General features: G+C 43.0%; 15 protein-coding genes and 1 tRNA gene. 10 read left to right on the top strand and 6 right to left on the bottom strand.

What is annotated here, in order from left to right; genetic code table 11:
* Positions 1 to 104 precede the first annotated feature (104 nt).
* Entirely contained in the window at positions 105 to 239 is a 135-nt protein-coding gene (locus ACM0OZ_RS15435; RefSeq protein ID WP_414583700.1) for a hypothetical protein, read from the bottom strand.
* 123 nt (positions 240 to 362) lie between these two features.
* On the opposite strand from ACM0OZ_RS15435, the gene ACM0OZ_RS15430 reads away from it, so the two are divergent.
* Entirely contained in the window at positions 363 to 2,582 is a 2,220-nt protein-coding gene (locus tag ACM0OZ_RS15430) for a PAS domain S-box protein (RefSeq protein ID WP_414583699.1), read from the top strand.
* A 50-nt stretch (positions 2,583 to 2,632) separates the two neighbouring features.
* Here the strand turns inward: ACM0OZ_RS15430 and ACM0OZ_RS15425 are convergent, their stop codons facing one another.
* A complete protein-coding gene (locus ACM0OZ_RS15425; protein WP_414583698.1) occupies positions 2,633 to 3,451 on the bottom strand; it encodes an alpha/beta fold hydrolase in 819 nt (272 codons plus the stop codon).
* A 114-nt stretch (positions 3,452 to 3,565) separates the two neighbouring features.
* Entirely contained in the window at positions 3,566 to 4,294 is a 729-nt protein-coding gene (locus ACM0OZ_RS15420; protein WP_073631495.1) for a lysophospholipid acyltransferase family protein, read from the bottom strand.
* A gap of 378 nt (positions 4,295 to 4,672) precedes the next feature.
* On the opposite strand from ACM0OZ_RS15420, the gene metG reads away from it, so the two are divergent.
* From metG to lptC, 3 genes are all read left to right on the top strand, one after another.
* Positions 4,673 to 6,274, top strand: coding sequence for a methionine--tRNA ligase (gene metG / locus ACM0OZ_RS15415; protein ID WP_414583697.1), 1,602 nt, complete (start codon positions 4,673 to 4,675; stop codon positions 6,272 to 6,274).
* A 151-nt stretch (positions 6,275 to 6,425) separates the two neighbouring features.
* A complete protein-coding gene (locus tag ACM0OZ_RS15410; RefSeq protein ID WP_414583696.1) occupies positions 6,426 to 7,052 on the top strand; it encodes an NYN domain-containing protein in 627 nt (208 codons plus the stop codon).
* Positions 7,052 to 8,269 carry an LPS export ABC transporter periplasmic protein LptC gene (gene lptC / locus ACM0OZ_RS15405; RefSeq protein WP_414583695.1) on the top strand — a complete coding sequence of 406 codons (1,218 nt, stop codon included), beginning with the start codon at positions 7,052 to 7,054 and terminating at the stop codon, positions 8,267 to 8,269. Before ACM0OZ_RS15410 ends, lptC begins: the two co-directional genes overlap by 1 nt.
* Positions 8,270 to 8,324: 55 nt before the next feature.
* On the opposite strand, the gene ACM0OZ_RS15400 is transcribed toward lptC, so the two are convergent.
* The gene (locus tag ACM0OZ_RS15400) at positions 8,325 to 9,647 is read right to left on the bottom strand and encodes a D-alanyl-D-alanine carboxypeptidase (RefSeq protein WP_414583694.1); all 1,323 of its coding nucleotides are present in this window, start codon (positions 9,645 to 9,647) and stop codon (positions 8,325 to 8,327) included.
* Positions 9,648 to 10,567: 920 nt separating this feature from the next.
* Between ACM0OZ_RS15400 and plsX the strand changes: the two genes are divergently transcribed.
* The 6 genes from plsX to ACM0OZ_RS15370 all read left to right on the top strand — a co-directional run bounded on the left by plsX (position 10,568) and on the right by ACM0OZ_RS15370 (position 16,152).
* A complete protein-coding gene (gene plsX, locus ACM0OZ_RS15395; RefSeq protein WP_073631486.1) occupies positions 10,568 to 11,593 on the top strand; it encodes a phosphate acyltransferase PlsX in 1,026 nt (341 codons plus the stop codon).
* A 113-nt stretch (positions 11,594 to 11,706) separates the two neighbouring features.
* Complete coding sequence (locus tag ACM0OZ_RS15390; protein ID WP_414583693.1) at positions 11,707 to 12,699, top strand: beta-ketoacyl-ACP synthase 3; 993 nt, start codon at positions 11,707 to 11,709, stop codon at positions 12,697 to 12,699.
* A gap of 112 nt (positions 12,700 to 12,811) precedes the next feature.
* Complete coding sequence (gene fabD, locus ACM0OZ_RS15385; RefSeq protein ID WP_414583692.1) at positions 12,812 to 13,699, top strand: ACP S-malonyltransferase; 888 nt, start codon at positions 12,812 to 12,814, stop codon at positions 13,697 to 13,699.
* Between the two features lie 103 nt (positions 13,700 to 13,802).
* Positions 13,803 to 14,441 carry a lysophospholipid acyltransferase family protein gene (locus ACM0OZ_RS15380; protein WP_414583691.1) on the top strand — a complete coding sequence of 213 codons (639 nt, stop codon included), beginning with the start codon at positions 13,803 to 13,805 and terminating at the stop codon, positions 14,439 to 14,441.
* 274 nt (positions 14,442 to 14,715) lie between these two features.
* Positions 14,716 to 15,756, top strand: a complete 1,041-nt coding sequence (locus ACM0OZ_RS15375) for an AI-2E family transporter (RefSeq protein WP_414583690.1) — start codon at positions 14,716 to 14,718, stop codon at positions 15,754 to 15,756.
* 93 nt (positions 15,757 to 15,849) lie between these two features.
* Positions 15,850 to 16,152 (top strand): DUF2288 domain-containing protein, encoded by a 303-nt coding sequence (locus tag ACM0OZ_RS15370; RefSeq protein ID WP_414583689.1) that lies wholly within the window; start codon positions 15,850 to 15,852, stop codon positions 16,150 to 16,152.
* 248 nt (positions 16,153 to 16,400) lie between these two features.
* Here ACM0OZ_RS15370 and ACM0OZ_RS15365 read toward each other — a convergent pair whose 3' ends face one another.
* Both ACM0OZ_RS15365 and ACM0OZ_RS15360 read right to left on the bottom strand, forming a co-directional pair.
* A complete protein-coding gene (locus ACM0OZ_RS15365; protein WP_414583745.1) occupies positions 16,401 to 16,931 on the bottom strand; it encodes a YdcF family protein in 531 nt (176 codons plus the stop codon).
* A gap of 382 nt (positions 16,932 to 17,313) precedes the next feature.
* Positions 17,314 to 17,387: transfer RNA gene (locus ACM0OZ_RS15360), tRNA-Arg, on the bottom strand.
* Positions 17,388 to 17,417: the final 30 nt, after the last annotated feature.

Genomic DNA, 17,417 nt, shown 5'->3' with positions numbered 1-17,417 from the left:
CAAACATCTTTCTATTTTGTTTGTAGCTTTGGTGCCATTGCTTTTTCCTCTCTCTGTAAGCACAATTTGTCGAATATCTTTCGTGGTTTATCCACACCATTAGTCTAATAAACGTTCATCAAAGGTACGACAACAGCCAACACCGACTGTTGTAAAGTATTCGTTAGGGCTGTCAACACTCTACAATCAAGAGTCAAAAACTCTCGACGTGTTAAATATTGTGAGGTTTTATGAATCATTAAGGATTTCTATAATAAATCAAAAAAAGAGTGCCGAAACCCGCTTAGTTATGCAATTGTTAAAGATATACTAGTTCTTGTTTTCAGCCATATCTCACTTGCTTTGTCAGTAACCACCGATTCATGAATGTCAACGAGTTTTCTTTGCAGATCAAGGTATGGCGCTCACAATTGGCTGGACTGCTTGAGCATACTCAGAAATCGACAGCCCCAAAGAAACTTCTGAGCAAAGCGTTGGAAGAGCTACACATCGCTGTAGAAGAACTGATGGTAGCCGAGGAAGAACTACGCCAGCAGAATGATTGGTTGGAAAACGCTCAAAAGTTGGTGGAAGCAGAACGTTGCCGTTACCAAGAATTGTTAGAGTTTGCACCTGATGGCTATTTACTCACAGATCACAATGGAGTCATCGAAGAAGCTAACAGCGCCGCTGCTATCCTCCTGAAGGTTTCGCCGCATTTGTTGGTAGGCAAACTCCTAGTCACCTTTATTCCCCTTACAGAACGACAAAGTTTTCGCTCTCATCTGAACAAGCTTCATCGGCAAGAGAAATTACACGAGTGGGAAGTACGCTTTAAACCCCGTAAATGTGAGCCTGTTGAGGTTGCCATAACAATGGCAGCTGTGCGCGATCGCTCTGGAAACCTGATTGCTATACGCTGGCTATTACGTGATATCAGGGAACGCAAACTCTTAGAGTTGGAACGCATCGAGCTTTTAGCGCGCGAACAACAAGCAAGGAAAGAGGCTGAAGTAGCACGCGCACGAATGACTAATATTCTCGAAAGTATTACTGACGCTTTTGTCACTATAGACACCGAGTGGCGCTACACTTATGTGAATTCTCAGGCAGAAAAACTTTTAGGAAAAAGTGCTAGCGAGCTAACTGGTTTGATAGTGTGGGAGGTATTCCCTGATACTGTCAATTCACAATCATATACACTGTTTCATCAAGCAGTAGAACAGCAGGTGAGTGTCACCTATGAAGAGTTTTTCCCAATATTCAACAAGTGGTTCGCTGTTCGCTTGTATCCATCTTCAGATGGTCTATCGGTTTACTTTTTAGATATTACAGAGCGCAAGCAGACAGAGAAGGCTTTGCGGCAAAGCGAATCTCGGTTTAGGCGTTTGGTTGAGTCCAACATCTTTGGCAGCACAGTCATGGATTTTCTTGGCAACATCACAGAAGCTAACGATGCTTTTCTTTTGATGGTCGGTTACACAAAAGAAGATTTACGTGCTGGCAAGCTGCAATGGATAGATATGACTCCTAGAGGATACTTAGGTTTAGATAAGCAGGCGATCGCACAGGTGAAAAAATCTGGCAGTTGCAACCCTTATGAAAAAGAGTTTATATGCAAAGATGGCAGCCGCGTCCCCATTCTTATTGGGATGGCTTTATTAGAAGGTTGTGTTGATTGTTGCATCTGCTTTGTTCTTGATCTAACCCCGACGAAGCAATTGGAAAAGGCTTTGCGGCAACAAGCTGCGGAATTGGCTCAGGCAAACCGCACCAAAGATGAGTTTTTAGCCGTAGTCTCACACGAGTTGCGATCGCCCCTCAGTGCTATCTTGGGCTGGGTACAAACACTACAAAATGGCTCTTTAAATCCAGCCACAACCGCACGCGCTATAGAGAAAATCGAGCATAGCACCCGAACACAAATACAGCTAGTCGAGAATCTTCTGGATATTTCCCAAATTATTACAGGCAAGTTGCAGATGAACCTTGTTTCAATTGCACTTGCCCCTATCATCGAAGCAGCGATTGATCATGTCCGTCCTGCTGCTGATACCAAGCAAATTCAACTTCACTCAAACTTAGATCCAAGGGTAGGCAGAGTGTTAGGCGATCCCAAGCGCTTGCAGCAAATCATGTTGAATCTGCTATTTAATGCTATTAAGTTCACACCGCAGGGGGGAAGGGTAGAAGTAGATCTCGAATGGGTAGATGGGGGAGATGGGGGAGATGAGGGAGATAAGGGAGTAACATCCTCCTCATCCTCCTCATCCTCCTCATCCTCCTCATCCTCCTCATCCTCCTCATCCTCCCCGCTCCCGACTCTACACTGCCTAAACTATGCCAGAATTACAGTGACAGATACAGGCATTGGTATCAACCCTGAATTTCTACCATTCGTCTTCGAGCGCTTTCGCCAAGCTGATAGCACAATGACAAGGTCATACGGTGGTATGGGATTAGGTTTGGCTATTGTGCGCCATCTGGTAGAAATGCATAGTGGGACTGTTCGCGTAGCTAGTCCGGGGGTAGGACTGGGTACGACGTTTACAGTTGAACTTCCATGCGACAGTTGCGACAGTAAAGCCCGTTTTTCTAATTAAACTGATGAACTAACTGTTCCGCCCGTCAATCTGAGCGATCGCCTCTCCTCCTACCCCAGCGCTTCAACTGTTTGGGCGCTACTTTCTAAAAAATTGTTAGCTTTCATAATTTCATAAAGATTCGTATCTGTTTCTAATAAGCAAGCGTGTCCGCTTTGTGGTAGTACCACCATTTTGGCGTTAGGCAAGATATTGACTAAACGTCTTGCTTCATCCAGAGAAGGTAAAAGTCGGTCGTTGGCACCGGCAATCACCAAAACGGGTTGAGTGAGGTGACGTAATTCCACATCATCGACATGAAACTCTCTGAGTAAAGAGATTCGCCAAAGGACAGTTTGTGGTGGTACGGTGCGCATGGTTTTCAGGAGTTCTTGTCTATCACTCCTGGAAATACGTGCCAAAGCTGCTAAAAACGGCAATAAACCGAATGCACCGATGTCATAAAGGTTGGATGGGACTAAGTAAGTCAGTTGAGACGTCCAAGTTAACAAAGGGCGAAGATTAAAGGCACTGGCTGAGTTAATCAGAACAATGCGCTTAAAGAGCTGGGGTGCTTTGATCGCTACTTTCTGCGCCAAACAACCCCCAAAAGATTCTCCACACAAGTAAACAGGACGTTGGGAGCTTTTTTCTAATTCTGCATGGATCAAGTCCAATACGTTATTCGCTAACTCATCCCAACTGGTAAGGTCTTCCCTTGGAATTGCTAAACAACGGACATCAAAGCCGGCTTCTAATCCAGCAGTTTGCGATCGCAATAGTTGACCGGTTCCATCCATCCCTGGCAAATATACAAACAACGGAAACTCTGGCTGGAGTCTTTTAGGTGTGAGGAAACACGGCTTTAGCTCAACTTTTGGAATAGTCATGAGTCAACAGTCATTAGTCATCAGTCATGAGTTAACAGTCATCAGTCATTTGTTATTTGTCAATAGTTATTCGCTGGCTAAGGACAAAGCATATTGGACTAATGACAAAGGTTCTTAGTAGCAACCTTCATGTAGTAACTTTGCAATTTCAGAGTGACAATGATTTGTCAATTCCGTCACCACAGTTTTTGCTTTTTTCCCTTGGTATTTTTCTTTTTGTAGAGGCTTAATCCAATATGGGCGACCAATCAATACGGCGACACGACGATATGTGACTAACGGATGCCAACCTGGTTGATTAAATAAAGGTTCTGAAGGGTCAAACAAACTTAATACCCTCAAAGGTACGGCAGATGTGTTAACTTCTTCAAGGGACGCTATTGCAATTGGCAAAATTGCTAAATCCTGCACTTGGGCTCGCAATGCCAAATGAGCAAAACCTCGTTGAAATTCGCCCACTCGATTGGGCTGGGTAAATTCCACCATCGGTTTTGTGCCTTCCGGAAAAACTCCTACTATTTGCTTTGACTGCAACAGGAGTTGTGACTGCTGAAAAAAGCTTTGCTGCCGCTGTTGGTTTGCCTCCTCTAGGGGAAAACAGCCTAATTGTCCCGTGACAATCTCCCGCATTATTGGCACTTGCCCCATGTAGTGATGGCAAGCAAAGCGAATCGGATTTGATAGCGCCGCCATTAAAATTGGTGCATCCATAAAACTGCGGTGATTGCTCACTACTAACACACTGGCATCTTGGGGAATGCGATCCTCGTAATAACGAAATATTTTGGTTGATAGCGCCGCCAGTAACCAGCGAGAAATCTCAAGGGGGCTACTTACACTCATGTCTTTTCAATATAAATTTTCCGAAAATTTCGCAGCTAAACTTGATGAAATTTTTACATTTCTTTACTAATAAGGACGACTGTCTTAAGGTAGAAATGTCAGAGCAACAAAATCGTTAAAACCCATTGTGCAGCCATAGGTTTATCCTTTAATAATGTGAAATGTAATGACAAATTTTTTGTGGATATTAACAGGGATTTCTTGTCTTTTTTATAGAAATTAACTGAATTTATACCTATCATAAAAAAAATTAAACCAGAGAAATTTGCTATTATGAAGATATTGATTGAAAATATGAGAGTTATGTTATATAATGACGTGGTTTTAGCAAAAGAAGTAAGATAGAAAACATTTTTTACAAGTCGTTTTTTATTCTCCATGAATCAAGTGAATAAAACAGAAAAGACATTTGCACTCACAACGCCGCTATATTATGTAAACGATTTACCCCACATCGGCAGTGCTTATACAACCATGGCAGCAGATGTGGTGGCGCGATTTCACAGACTTTTAGGGCATAGGGTGCTGCTGATTACGGGGACAGATGAGCATGGGCAAAAAATTCAGCGGACAGCCGAGAGTAAAGGGCGATCGCCACAAGAATATTGCGATGAGATTGTGCCTAGTTTCGTTTCTTTATGGCAGTTGCTGAACATTCAATATGATCGCTTTAGTCGCACCACAGCTCCTCGTCATGAGGCGATCGTCAAAGAATTCTTCCAGAGACTGTCCAAAGCAGGGGACATCTACTTGGGACAACAACAAGGCTGGTACTGCGTCTCCTGTGAAGAATTCAAAGAAGAAAGGGAACTGTTAGAAGGACACCGCTGTCCTATCCACACAAACAAAGAAGTCGAGTGGCGAGACGAGCAGAACTATTTCTTCCGTTTATCTAAATATCAAGAGAAACTGCAAGCACTTTACGACTCTCGACCGGATTTTATCCAACCAGAGAGTCGTCGAAATGAAGTCCTCAACTTTGTCAATCAAGGGTTGCAGGACTTTTCCATTTCGCGGGTGAATCTAGATTGGGGTTTTCCAGTACCAACGGATCCCAAGCACACCCTTTATGTTTGGTTTGATGCGCTTTTAGGTTATGTCACCGCATTGTTAGAACCGGACGAAGAACCAACTTTAGAAAATGCCCTAGCTAAATGGTGGCCTGTAAACCTGCACCTAATTGGTAAGGACATCCTGCGCTTCCACACAATTTCCTGGCCCGCAATGTTGATGTCAGCTGGTTTGCCATTGCCAGATCGAGTTTTTGTGCATGGCTTTTTAACCAAAGATGGTCAGAAAATGGGCAAAAGTTTGGGTAATACCCTTGATCCTGTAGCGCTGGTGGAGCGGTATGGTAGTGATGCGGTTCGTTATTACTTTCTTAAGGAAATCGAATTTGGCAAGGATGGAGACTTTAATGAAAGTAGATTCATTAATGTTCTAAATGCAGATTTGGCAAATGATTTAGGTAATTTGCTAAACCGCACTCTAAACATGGTGAAGAAATACTGTGCTGGAAATGTGCCGCCAATCACAAATGAAGATATTCCTATTGACAATCCGTTAAAAGCCATTGGTTTACGTCTTGCGGAACAGGTGGAAAATGCTTATAAAACGCTAGCTTTCAATCAAGCTTGCGAGGCTATCCTTTCACTGGTGCAAGCCAGCAATAAGTTTATTGATGATCAAGCACCTTGGTCATTGTATAAACAAGGACAGCAACAAGCAGTAGAACAAGTGCTGTATGCAGTTCTTGAATCAGTCAGACAAGCAGGTTATCTCCTGTCTCCGCTAATTCCGGATATAAGTAGCGATATTTACCAGCAATTGGGCTACGGAATAAATTTTAATGAACAAATAAAAACTGCCATAGCCGCTCCTTTTGCCATTCATGGCACATGGGGGGTGCTAACCAATCAAAAAAAGCTGGGTGAACCTCGACCAATCTTTAAGCGAATAGAACCTCCTAAAAACAATTAGTTGTTTCAAATTTCAATTACTGATTTTGTCTGGATTTATCGGGACTAAATTTATTTGTCCTGAAAGATTATCATAAGCGGCTCTAACCTTGCATCTAAAAGTAGACAATTAAGTATCAATTATTACATTTGATAAAAGAGGTATGACAACAATGTTGAATAATCTGGAAAACGACTCGATATTTACGCCAGAGCAAGTTTTAGAAAATCGGGGTCGTGTTGCCATATTTATTGATGGCTCAAATTTATTTTATGCAGCGCTACAACTAGGAATTGAAATTGATTACACAAAGCTGTTATGTAGATTAACCGCTGGCTCTAGACTGCTGCGAGCCTTCTTTTACACTGGAGTAGACCGCACAAACGAAAAACAGCAGGGTTTTCTGTTGTGGATGCGGCGCAATGGGTATCGAGTCATTGCTAAGGATTTGGTACAGTTGCCCGATGGCTCCAAAAAAGCCAACTTAGATGTAGAAATTGCCGTCGATATGATGGCTTTAGTAGATTCCTATGATACAGCAGTGTTAGTCAGTGGGGATGGAGATCTGGCTTATGCAGTCAATTCTGTGAGCTATCGTGGTGTCAGGGTAGAAGTGGTGAGCTTGCGCTCAATGACGAGCGACAGTTTGATCAATGTTAGCGATCGCTATATTGATTTAGAAGCGATAAAAGACGATATTCAAAAAACCCCTCGCCAAAGCTATCCTTATCGACCATTAAGTATGGGTTTTTTGGAAGACCCTAGGGAAAGTGATGGTCATCTAGAAATCCAAGAGTAATGCTGCAGCAAAAAAGCAAAAAAAGAAGAACGAAGAGTGAAGACAGAAAAATTTTTCTTGTTCTTTCTTCTTTATTCCCTCTTCTATCTTCTTTCCTGGTCATAGGACTCGTTGCTTGTGGCGGAAGCCAATCTCAGGTAACGACCAAACCCCCTTCTGAAAGTCCATCACCTGAAGAAAAAGAAAGCAATTTGACTTTCTCTGATGTCACCTTAGAACAAGCAGATGAAGTTGGACGACCTGTATGGAAAGTCAGAGCAAAACAAGCAAAATATACCAAAGAAAAACAAATTGGTGAAGCAGAAACTCCATATGGAGAACTTTACCAAGATGGCAAAGTTGTTTATCAAGTACAAGCTCAACAGGCAGACATAGCACAAGATGGTAAGCAACTTTTTCTTAAGGGAAAAATCATTGCTACAGACCCTCGCAATGGTGTAGTGTTGCGGGGTAATGAGTTGGAATGGCGACCTAAAGAAGATTTGCTGATTGTCCGCAACCAGCTTAACGGAACCCACAAACAATTACAAGCGATCGCCCAAGAAGCACGAGTGACAACCCGTTCTGAACGCGTAGAATTTTCTGGAGGAGTAGTGGCAAACTCCTTGGATCCGCAATTACAAATGCGAACAGAGCATTTGATTTGGCAAATCAAAGAGGAAAAATTGATCGGCGATCGCCCTGTGCAAATGGATCACTATAAAAATAACCAAATTACTAATCGAGGTCGAGGAGACGCTGCTGAAGTCAACTTAAAAACAAAGATTGCCACAGTTAAGAAGAATGCCCAGATAGAATTACTAGACCCACCAATGCAAGTTGCTAGTAATTCTATGACCTGGAATCTAAACACAGAAACAGTCACCACAAATTCTCCTGTGCGGGTATTCCATCGCGCTGAAAATTTGCTGGTGACTGCTAATCAAGGTGAAATGAAGATACCACAAAAAACTGTTTATTTAACAGGTAACGTTTACGGTGTTGGGCAGCGTCGCCAGTCTCTCAAATCTAATACCCTAACTTGGTATCTTGACAATCAATTAGTTGAGGCTCAAGGCAATGTGCTTTACCGCCAAGTAGATCCTCCATTCGCTTTTACGGGTGAAAAAGCCTCTGGTAATCTACAAGCAGAAACTATTGTCGTCACTGGTGGCAGTTCTGGCAATAAAGTGGTGACAGAGATTATTCCCCAAGAAGGAAAAGTGAAAAGCCAATAGTCATTTGTCGTTTGTCATTTGTCAAAACCAAGGACAAAGGACAAAGGACACATGACTAACCTCCATATAACATCTCATTACGATTGGCTGCGCCTAATTGGGGTAATGTGTTGACGGTTATATGGGGAGCAAGGGTCGCAGGGACACTTGAGGCAACTTGTAGTCGTTGCGAAAGACGTTGTAAGAATTGGTCTTGCCCTGTACGGAAAGCTGAGACATTTGTACCACGGTTAATAATAGCAAACCAGACCAAACCGCGATCGCGTGTGGGCATCACACCTGCCAAAGCACTGACATCGCGCAGAGTGCCAGTTTTCATGACAGTGGCAACAGGTAGGTGTCTGGAGTGCATTGTTCCCCGATTGTCGAACCCTGAGACGGGAAATAAGTCAGCCAAACTCAACTGATGAGTGAGTGCTTCCTGTTGAATTGCCATTAACATAGCACAAGCTGCTCTGGGGGAAATGCGATTTTCCTGTCCTAGTCCTGAACCATTGATTAACTGAATTTCTGATTGCGGTACCCTTGCAAGCGCTGCTGCTGTTGATTGTACTATCGGCGCTCCCCCTACAGCCTCTGCCAGCATTTCAGCCATTTCATTGTTGCTGAAAACGTTCATCTCCTTGATGATTTGCTTCAAGGGGAGCGAGTAGTGACGCAGCAGCAAGGTAGATTGGGGATTTGCTTGAGCTTCTACTTTCACTCCAGAAGCAATGACAACTTGAGGCTTGGGAGTTCCTTTTGGCATCAGCGAGTGTTGGAAAGCGACTCCACGAGACCAAGTGCCAGAATTCAATGCTTGTTTGAGCAACTGACCTGCTAACAGTGGATTACGTTGGAAATTCATGGCAAAATTGCCAGTAATGACCAAATTTCCTGTAATACGCTTAATACCCATCTTGTTGAGACTATTACCAAGGGCGATCGCTTCCTCCCAAACAAACAACGGATCGCCGCCACCAGTAATCACTAAATCGCCTTGTAATACCCCATTTTGCAATGGTCCTGTCCCACTCACCAAAGTTTGAAATTGGTGATCTGGCCCAAAATTCTTTAAAGCAACCAATGAGGTAGCAATTTTGGTTAAGGAAGCAGCCGGCAGAGGAACCGTACCTTGGTGATTGCCCATGAGCATAGGTCCTGACTGTATCCAAACTCCCTGGCTCTCGGTTTGATTCGCTGCCACTAATTTTAATGTTTGCAGCCCCTTGAGATATTCCAGCACTGTAGTAGCCCCAGCTGGATTTGGATCGGCGGCAACAACCAAGCCAGGGCTACCTTGCCAAGCCAATAGATCCAAAGCATTTATCGGCTTAACTTGTACCCCAGCCATTTCGAGCCAAAAAGAAATTAAACCTGAACCAAACAATTCCAGCATGCTTCATTCCTCTGTAGAATGTGCTACTTTGTTTACTGTATTATTATGTAAGTGTTTAATGCTGCTAAGCATTGAGTCATGATAACTGGTCATTTTGCCTTGTGAAAGTGGGGCGCATAATAAAGTTTTTGTAGAAAGGATAACTCTCACTTTAAAATTTCTGAAAAGAGGGATTTTCATCTCAGACTGTTAGTTAATCTAATACTTAATGTCAGGGTATCTATTTCTGGGCTTGCGGTCTGTTGTTGCCTAGATTCCAATCTACATTTTCTCCTCAAACATACACTGAGGTTCTTTCCCTTAAAGTACAAAGAGAAACTTTAGGGGAAGAGCGATTCTACTGTATTAAGAGAAGGAACGTAGATTTCCAGAAAGAATGGATGACATCAAAGGAGGGAACAAAGAATGAAGCAGCAGGATGAAAAATGAAAATTTTATACCTCTTACTTCATTTTTCTGCTTTTTCCGGACTTGCTCCTAGCAAGACGGTAAGCTGTCCTGCAGGAGAACACACACTTTTGCTTTTATTTCATCCTTCTCAATTGCGCCTTCAATTAAGTTGGTTTTGTCTATCCAACATCTTCCTGATATGAGGGCTTCAATCAGGCTATTTTTTTGATTTTAAGCAGCCATGTGCTTTTTGTACCAAAAAATGCTATTTCACCTGAAAGCTACTAAATTTTATCCTCAGTGCCGTGATTTCACTCCTCAGTTATAGAGGGTAATTCATGCTATGTTGGGCTTGGCAGAGCCTCTCAAGAAAGGATGAAAGAAAGGGTAAAGGAGAAAGGATAAAGGACGAAAAGCTTATACTTTATGTTTCACACTTTATACTTGATTCTTTTGCCTTTATCAGAACATCTACGACTTTCAGGGGAGGCATCTGGTAAAATTTGTAAGGTTTCTAGAAGCTCTGAGCAATGGGATCGACTTGCGTACGGATAGCAATTGACGCAATGGGAGGGGATCATGCACCCAGTGAAATCGTTGCTGGCGCACTGCGGGCACGAGAAGAATTGGGTGTAAAAGTATTATTGGTGGGCGATCCCCAACAAATAGAAAGCAAACTGCCGCCAAAAATAAATATGGCGCAGTTAGAGATCGTTCCTGCTGAGGATGCGATCGCAATGGATGAGGAGCCTTTAAGCGGCATCAGACGCAAACCGAAGGCTTCAATCAACGTAGCAATGGATCTGGTAAAACAAAAGCAGGCAGATGCTGTGGTTTCTGCTGGTCACTCTGGGGCAGCGATGGCGTCAGCTTTGCTCCGGTTGGGACGACTACGGGGAATTGACCGTCCAGCAATTGGTGCGGTATTTCCCACGATGGTAGCGAGTAAGCCAGTCCTCATACTTGATGTCGGCGCAAACGTAGACTGCCGTCCTAAATTTTTAGAGCAGTTTGCCGTTATGGGGTCGGTTTACAGTCAGTATGTCTTGGGTATTCCAAAACCATTAGTAGGTTTGTTAAATATCGGTGAAGAAGACAGCAAAGGCAATGACGCCGCTGTTCGTGCTCACCAACTGCTGCGTGAAAATTCCCGAATTACTTTTGTGGGCAATGCTGAAGGACGTGATGTCCTTTCTGGTCACTTTGATGTGATTGTGTGCGATGGATTTGTGGGCAATGTGCTGTTAAAATTTGCCGAAGCAGTCGGGGAAGTCATGCTGCAGATTGTGCGAGAAGAGTTACCCCAAGGATTGCACGGTCAAATTGGTACAGCAATATTAAAACCAAATCTAAAGCGAATTAAGCAGCGCATGGATCACGCAGAACATGGAGGTGCTTTACTTTTAGGTGTTGACGGAATTTGCATTATTAGCCACGGGAGCTCTCAAGCGCCTTCAATTTTTAATGCAATTCGTATGGCAAAAGAAGCTGTAGATAACCAAGTGCTGGACAGAATTCAGTCACAATATCAAAGCATTCAGCGCGAGAGTGGTTAGCAGCAGTCACTAGTCATTAGTCATTAGTCATTTGTAATAACTCCAGACTAAGGACTAAAGACTAACGACTAAGGACTAAGGACAACTATGCTGATAGCTTTGGAGATGCTAGAGTGCAAAATTTAGGAATAGCAATCACAGGAAGTGGATCAGCAGTACCAGCAACTTTCCTGGATAACCAGTCACTTACAGAACTGGTTGAAACATCAGACGATTGGATTACCACAAGAACAGGAATTCGTCAACGGCGGTTGGCTTCTTCAAGTCAAACCTTAAGTGAGCTTGCCACTGCCGCTAGTCAGCAGGCGATCGCGGCGGCTGGAATCAATCCACAAGACTTGGATTTGATTCTACTGGCAACCTCTACTCCTGATGACTTGTTTGGCACTGCTTGTCAAATTCAGGCTCAATTAGGAGCCACCAAAGCGGTAGCCTTTGACTTAACAGCAGCCTGCTCTGGCTTTGTGTTTGGACTGGTTACAGCTGCCCAATATATCAGGACTGGCGTTTATCAGAACGTACTACTCATTGGAGCGGATATCCTCTCTCGTTGGGTAGATTGGCAAGACCGACGTACTTGTGTATTGTTCGGTGATGGTGCTGGGGCTGTGGTCATACAGGCGAATGAGAAAGATTGCTTGCTGGGATTTGAACTCAGAAGCGACGGAACTCAGAACAACTGCCTTAACCTTGCCTACACACCTGAACCTAAAGAACTTACCCAAGGCGTCAACGTTGGTAAAGGCAACTTCCAACCCATCACTATGAACGGCAAAGAAGTATACCGCTTTGCTGTACAGAAAGTGCCAGAAGTTATTGACAAAGCTTTGTTCCGCGCCAACCTGAGTGTTGACCAAATAGATTGGCTACTCTTGCATCAAGCAAATCAGCGTATTCTCGACGCTGTTGCTCAACGCCTGAACATTCCAGAACAAAAAGTTATTAGTAATCTTGCCAACTACGGCAACACCTCTGCCGCCTCGATTCCCCTTGCCTTAGATGAAGCAGTGCGGCAAGACAAAATCAAACCCGGTGACATCATTGCCACCTCTGGCTTTGGTGCAGGACTAACTTGGGGTGCAGCAATCTTCCAATGGGGAAGATAGGGATTGGCGACTCTTAACTGGCGATTGGGGATTAAGTTTTTTCATACCCAATCGTTATTTTCTAATAGCTGATCCCCACTTCCCAAAATTAATGACCAATGACTAATGACCAATGACTAAAACTGCATGGGTGTTTCCTGGGCAAGGTTCGCAGTCCCAGGGAATGGGAATAGACTTATTAGATGTGCCATCCGCGAAAGATAAATTTGCCCAAGCGGAGGAAATTTTAGGTTGGTCTGTGATTGAAATGTGTCAGAATGCCGAAAATTTATCGCACACTCTGTATACACAGCCTTGCCTATACGTTGTAGAAAGCATTCTTGCTGATATCTTACGAGAAAAAGAACAACCAAATTTAGTTGCAGGTCACAGTTTAGGAGAATACGTTGCTCTCTACGTGGCTGGCGTGTTCGAGTGGTCGGCTGGATTGCGCCTGGTGAAACGTCGTGCCGAACTTATGGACAACGCCGCAGTTGGCGGGATGATGGCAGCTTTAATGAATTTTGATCGCGAACAGTTGGAAAAAGTGATTGCCGAAACTCCCGACGTAGTGCTGGCAAACGATAACAGTCCGGCTCAAGTGGTCATATCAGGTACACCTGGAGGAGTAGAAGCCGTGATGTCCCAAGTCAAGGCAAAGCGTGCTAAGCCCTTGAATGTTTCTGGAGCATTTCACTCACCCTTAATGGCTGCTGCTGCTGCTGAATTCCAAGATATTTTAGAATCTGTCGAATTTCAACAAGCTTTTGTACCAGTATTATCAAATATAGAACCAGTTCCCACTGTTGATGCGACTGTTTTGAAACAGCGCTTGATACAACAGATGACTGGGGGAGTGCGGTGGCGAGAAACTTCACTAGCACTACCAGAAAATGGCATCGAGCGCGTGGTAGAAATTGGTCCTGGTAACGTGCTAACTGGTTTAATGAAACGTACTTGCCCTGACTTAATTTTAGAAAATATCCGTAGTCTGGCTGAGCTAGGAATGCAGAAAAACTAGGGGAAGCAGGGAAGCAAGGGAAGCAGGGGAGGTAAAATTAATCTCCCTCCCTCCCTCACTCCCTCCCTCCCTCACTCCCTCACTCCCTCCCTCCCACTCCACTATGTCTCAAAGCCGCGAACCGTTTGCCAGTCTGTTACTCTACCACGCCTTTAAGTGGTCAGTGGTCAGTCCCATGCTCCACAGTTACTTTCAGGGACGGATCTATGGTGCCGAAAATGTCCCTAAAACCGGACCACTGGTGGTAGTCAGCAATCATGCGAGTAACTATGACCCACCAATTGTTTCTAATTGCGTACGCCGTCCGGTGGCGTATATGGCAAAGGAAGAATTGTTTAAAATCCCGATTTTCAGTAAAGCAATTCAGTTGTACGGTGCTTATCCAGTGAGTCGGGGTAGTAGCGATCGCACTGCTATCCGTGCGGCATTGAAGTATCTTGATGATGGATGGGCTGTAGGTATTTTTTTGCAAGGAACTCGCACACCAGACGGACGCATTACAGACCCTAAACGGGGTGCAGCGCTGCTCGCAGCTAAAGCAAAAGCCCCTATTTTGCCTGTATGTTTGTGGGGAACTCAGGCGATCGAGCAAAAAGGTTCGATAACTCCTCGTTCAGTTCCAGTAACAGTGCGAATTGGCGATTTGATTGATGCTCCCAGTTCCACTGATAAATACGAATTGGAGGCGATAACGCAAAAGTGTGCAGCAGTGATTAACGCGCTCCACGATTTGGGAAGATAATTTGGAAAAGCCGGAAAATATGCTTAAAGGAAGTGGCAAGAGCCGCTAAATTTGTGTCAATTTAAAACCATGCGATTTTTGATTTTAGATGTTAAATCGCTAATGGGCATAAATAATCATCTAAAAATTGATATATTTTTTGCGTCCACGGCTGGGGAAAAATACCACAAACCCCGAATCTAAAATCTTCAGTTCAAACTTATGCTTGTTCCAGGCTGCTGGACGCAATTAATCATAATTAGGCTCTTTTTCAAGCATACTTCCTAAACAGTATATGAGCGGTTTTGATGCCAACAATTTGTGGGATCGCCTGAATAATCTGGCGTTAGTCCGTTTTTTGCTTCTAGTTGCTTCTGGCTGGGCAGTTGTACAACTTCTAGCATACTTTGAACCAGTTATCGTTATTTTCACATTTGCTACTATTCTAGCTTTTTTGTTGAGCTATCCCGTACAATGGTTGCGGCGTTTTTTGCCTCACGGTGTAGCAGTTTTTGTAGTTTTTTTGTTAAGCATTGTCATTCTTGGTGGTCTGGCAATTACTGTAGGCTTAACAGTGTTATCTCAAGGACAACAATTAATTGATAGTGTCAGTGCATTTTTAAACTCTTTAATACCCCTCATAGAGCGAGTAGAGGATTTTTTTCGTAACCGGAATCTGCAAATAGATTTAAGCGCGCTCGAAGAGCAATTGCGAAATCAAGCTATATCTCTACTTGTTAACAGTTTAAATATTTTTCAAAGCTTTATCACTAACTTCGTAACTTTTATCTTGATTGCAGTTGTCGCTTTTTTTATGTTACTGGATGGCGAAAAACTTTGGCATTTTGTTATAAAGATAGTACCACAGCGACGACGAAATAAATTTACAAAAATCATTCAACGCAACTTTTTAGGTTTTTTTCAGGGGCAGTTGATATTAACCTTATTTTTAACATCTTCAACTTTCATTATTCTCTTAGTGCTTAAAGTACCTTTTGCATTGATATTATCAGTTATAGTTGGAATTCTTGACATAATTCCTGGCATAGGAGCCACTTTAGGAGTTAGTGTCATTACTCTAATTGTGTTATCACAAAGCGTTTGGATGGCGCTCAAAGTTTTGGTAGCTTGCGTCATACTTCAACAAATACAAGACAACTTGATTTCACCTCGGATTATGCAAGGTGCTCTCAATCTTAATCCTGTCGTTGTATTCTTTGCTTTGCTTGTTGGGGCTAGAGTCGCAAACTTATTGGGAATTTTTATTTCTATTCCTATTGCTGGGGTAATTGTTTCTTTGTTTGAAATTGATGAAATGAAATCAGAAATTGAGTAAGGAGGATTGGAGGGGAGCAAGTCTTATCCGAACCGTATTAAATTATATTAAATTTGTTTAAAATAGTAACTAATGACTACTGACTTATGACTGATGACTAATACAGATTTAAGAGTGCAATTAACAGAAAATCTGGATGAGGCGGAGTGGGAATGGTTAATTCCCCATGTACAACGAGATGCCGTAATTTTAGTGGCGGTAGAACTGGATTTAGTTGATGTAGGGGTAGCGATCGCTAGCGATAATACCTTGAAAGTGCAAACATGGATAGATGAGGCACTGATTACCAAACCTTCAACGGCACAACTGGGAGAGTGGAACACTCAGCATACAAAGCGGTTTAACACTTTGATTATCCAGCCTTATGTACTTGTACAAGAAAAAGCTGCTGCTTAACAAAATATAGCCATTTGCAATTGGGTAAGGTACACAAAGAAATAATAAACCACAGATGGACACAGATGGACACGAGATTTATCTGTACTTCATTCAATTGAATTGCGCTATATAGAATGATGGCAACAAAGAAACCCAGTTTCTTAAAACCGGGTTTCTTTATAGAGTTTTTTAATTCATGAGATCCCTTGCAAAAACTAAATAAAGTCTTGAAAAGAGCTTTGCCTTTGAAGCAAAGTAACATTCCTTCACTGCTTGTTGTAAGATTCGTGCTCACCAGCATAACCAGTTGCTACCCAAACTATAGCTCTGACTCCATCACGGATAGATTTTTCAATGGGTTCAGGAGAACTTTCAGAAGGCACTGCTACAGGTTTAAAATCAATTCCTCGACTACTTAAAACAATCTCACCGATCACTCTGGCGCGGCGCATATGGTAATCAGAAGTTACTAAATATACACTCTTTATGCCACTTTTTTTTAAATCATCGACTATTGTGGTGAAGTTTTCCACAGTATTGTTTGCTCTGTAATCTAGGTGCAACCGTCTTGGATCAACCCCAAATTTAGCAAACACCTTTTTGGTCACCCTCGGCGGGCTACCCCCAGAAATCCAAATGGGTAGATTCGGGTGTTTGCGGGCAAAATCTGCTGTAAATTTCTCTCGCTCTAATTTAGATGTCGAACCACCCAAGACTAATATTGCTTGGGGCTGGACAAATTGGCTTTGAATTTCTTTATAACCCCACAACATCATCAGTGGTAGGGCTAGGAACATAAACCGAGAAGAAATACCTTTAAATCCTGTCTTTTTCAAGGGTCTATCACTTCGGTTGCTTGAACAGAATTTGATCGCCAGAAGAATAATAATCTAGATTATCAGAGTTCTGAAAAGTATAGCGAAATTTGTATTTGACTATACTTTTCAGTTGCATGTGCCTATACCAAATCCGCTGTAGATACCTCCCCTAAAGACTGCTGATGCGGTCTTTTTTTGACAAGCGGCAACTTGCAACCGGAACTGGTGGAGGTAACAGACGCAGATTTGGTATCAACTGTGCCTATAAATAAGAAACATTTCTAGATTCAAAGCACAATTGTTTCCGCAACTGGAGCAGATACAAAGGTTTTTTGACTAGTTTATCGAATGTATCAGACAACGGGACTGGCCAGATTCGAACCGGCGACCTAGCGCTTAGGAGGCGCTCGCTCTATCCTGCTGAGCTACAGCCCCAAATAACTACTATTTTTGATAATAGCAGTT

The sequence above is a fragment of the Scytonema sp. PCC 10023 genome, from assembly GCF_963920835.1.
GTDB lineage: Bacteria > Cyanobacteriota > Cyanobacteriia > Cyanobacteriales > Nostocaceae > Kalymmatonema.
This window is presented reverse-complemented; position numbering and strand designations above follow the sequence as displayed.

Excerpts from the sequence above, each read along its gene's own strand:
- ACM0OZ_RS15435 (WP_414583700.1), bottom strand. The coding sequence starts at position 239 with ATGATTCATAAAACCTCACAATATTTAACACGTCGAGAGTTTTTGACT.
- ACM0OZ_RS15430 (WP_414583699.1), top strand. The coding sequence starts at position 363 with ATGAATGTCAACGAGTTTTCTTTGCAGATCAAGGTATGGCGCTCACAA.
- ACM0OZ_RS15425 (WP_414583698.1), bottom strand. The coding sequence starts at position 3,451 with ATGACTATTCCAAAAGTTGAGCTAAAGCCGTGTTTCCTCACACCTAAA.
- ACM0OZ_RS15420 (WP_073631495.1), bottom strand. The coding sequence starts at position 4,294 with ATGAGTGTAAGTAGCCCCCTTGAGATTTCTCGCTGGTTACTGGCGGCG.
- metG (WP_414583697.1), top strand. The coding sequence starts at position 4,673 with ATGAATCAAGTGAATAAAACAGAAAAGACATTTGCACTCACAACGCCG.
- ACM0OZ_RS15410 (WP_414583696.1), top strand. The coding sequence starts at position 6,426 with ATGTTGAATAATCTGGAAAACGACTCGATATTTACGCCAGAGCAAGTT.
- lptC (WP_414583695.1), top strand. The coding sequence starts at position 7,052 with ATGCTGCAGCAAAAAAGCAAAAAAAGAAGAACGAAGAGTGAAGACAGA.
- ACM0OZ_RS15400 (WP_414583694.1), bottom strand. The coding sequence starts at position 9,647 with ATGCTGGAATTGTTTGGTTCAGGTTTAATTTCTTTTTGGCTCGAAATG.
- plsX (WP_073631486.1), top strand. The coding sequence starts at position 10,568 with ATGGGATCGACTTGCGTACGGATAGCAATTGACGCAATGGGAGGGGAT.
- fabD (WP_414583692.1), top strand. The coding sequence starts at position 12,812 with ATGACTAAAACTGCATGGGTGTTTCCTGGGCAAGGTTCGCAGTCCCAG.
- ACM0OZ_RS15380 (WP_414583691.1), top strand. The coding sequence starts at position 13,803 with ATGTCTCAAAGCCGCGAACCGTTTGCCAGTCTGTTACTCTACCACGCC.
- ACM0OZ_RS15375 (WP_414583690.1), top strand. The coding sequence starts at position 14,716 with ATGAGCGGTTTTGATGCCAACAATTTGTGGGATCGCCTGAATAATCTG.
- ACM0OZ_RS15370 (WP_414583689.1), top strand. The coding sequence starts at position 15,850 with ATGACTAATACAGATTTAAGAGTGCAATTAACAGAAAATCTGGATGAG.
- ACM0OZ_RS15365 (WP_414583745.1), bottom strand. The coding sequence starts at position 16,931 with ATGTTCCTAGCCCTACCACTGATGATGTTGTGGGGTTATAAAGAAATT.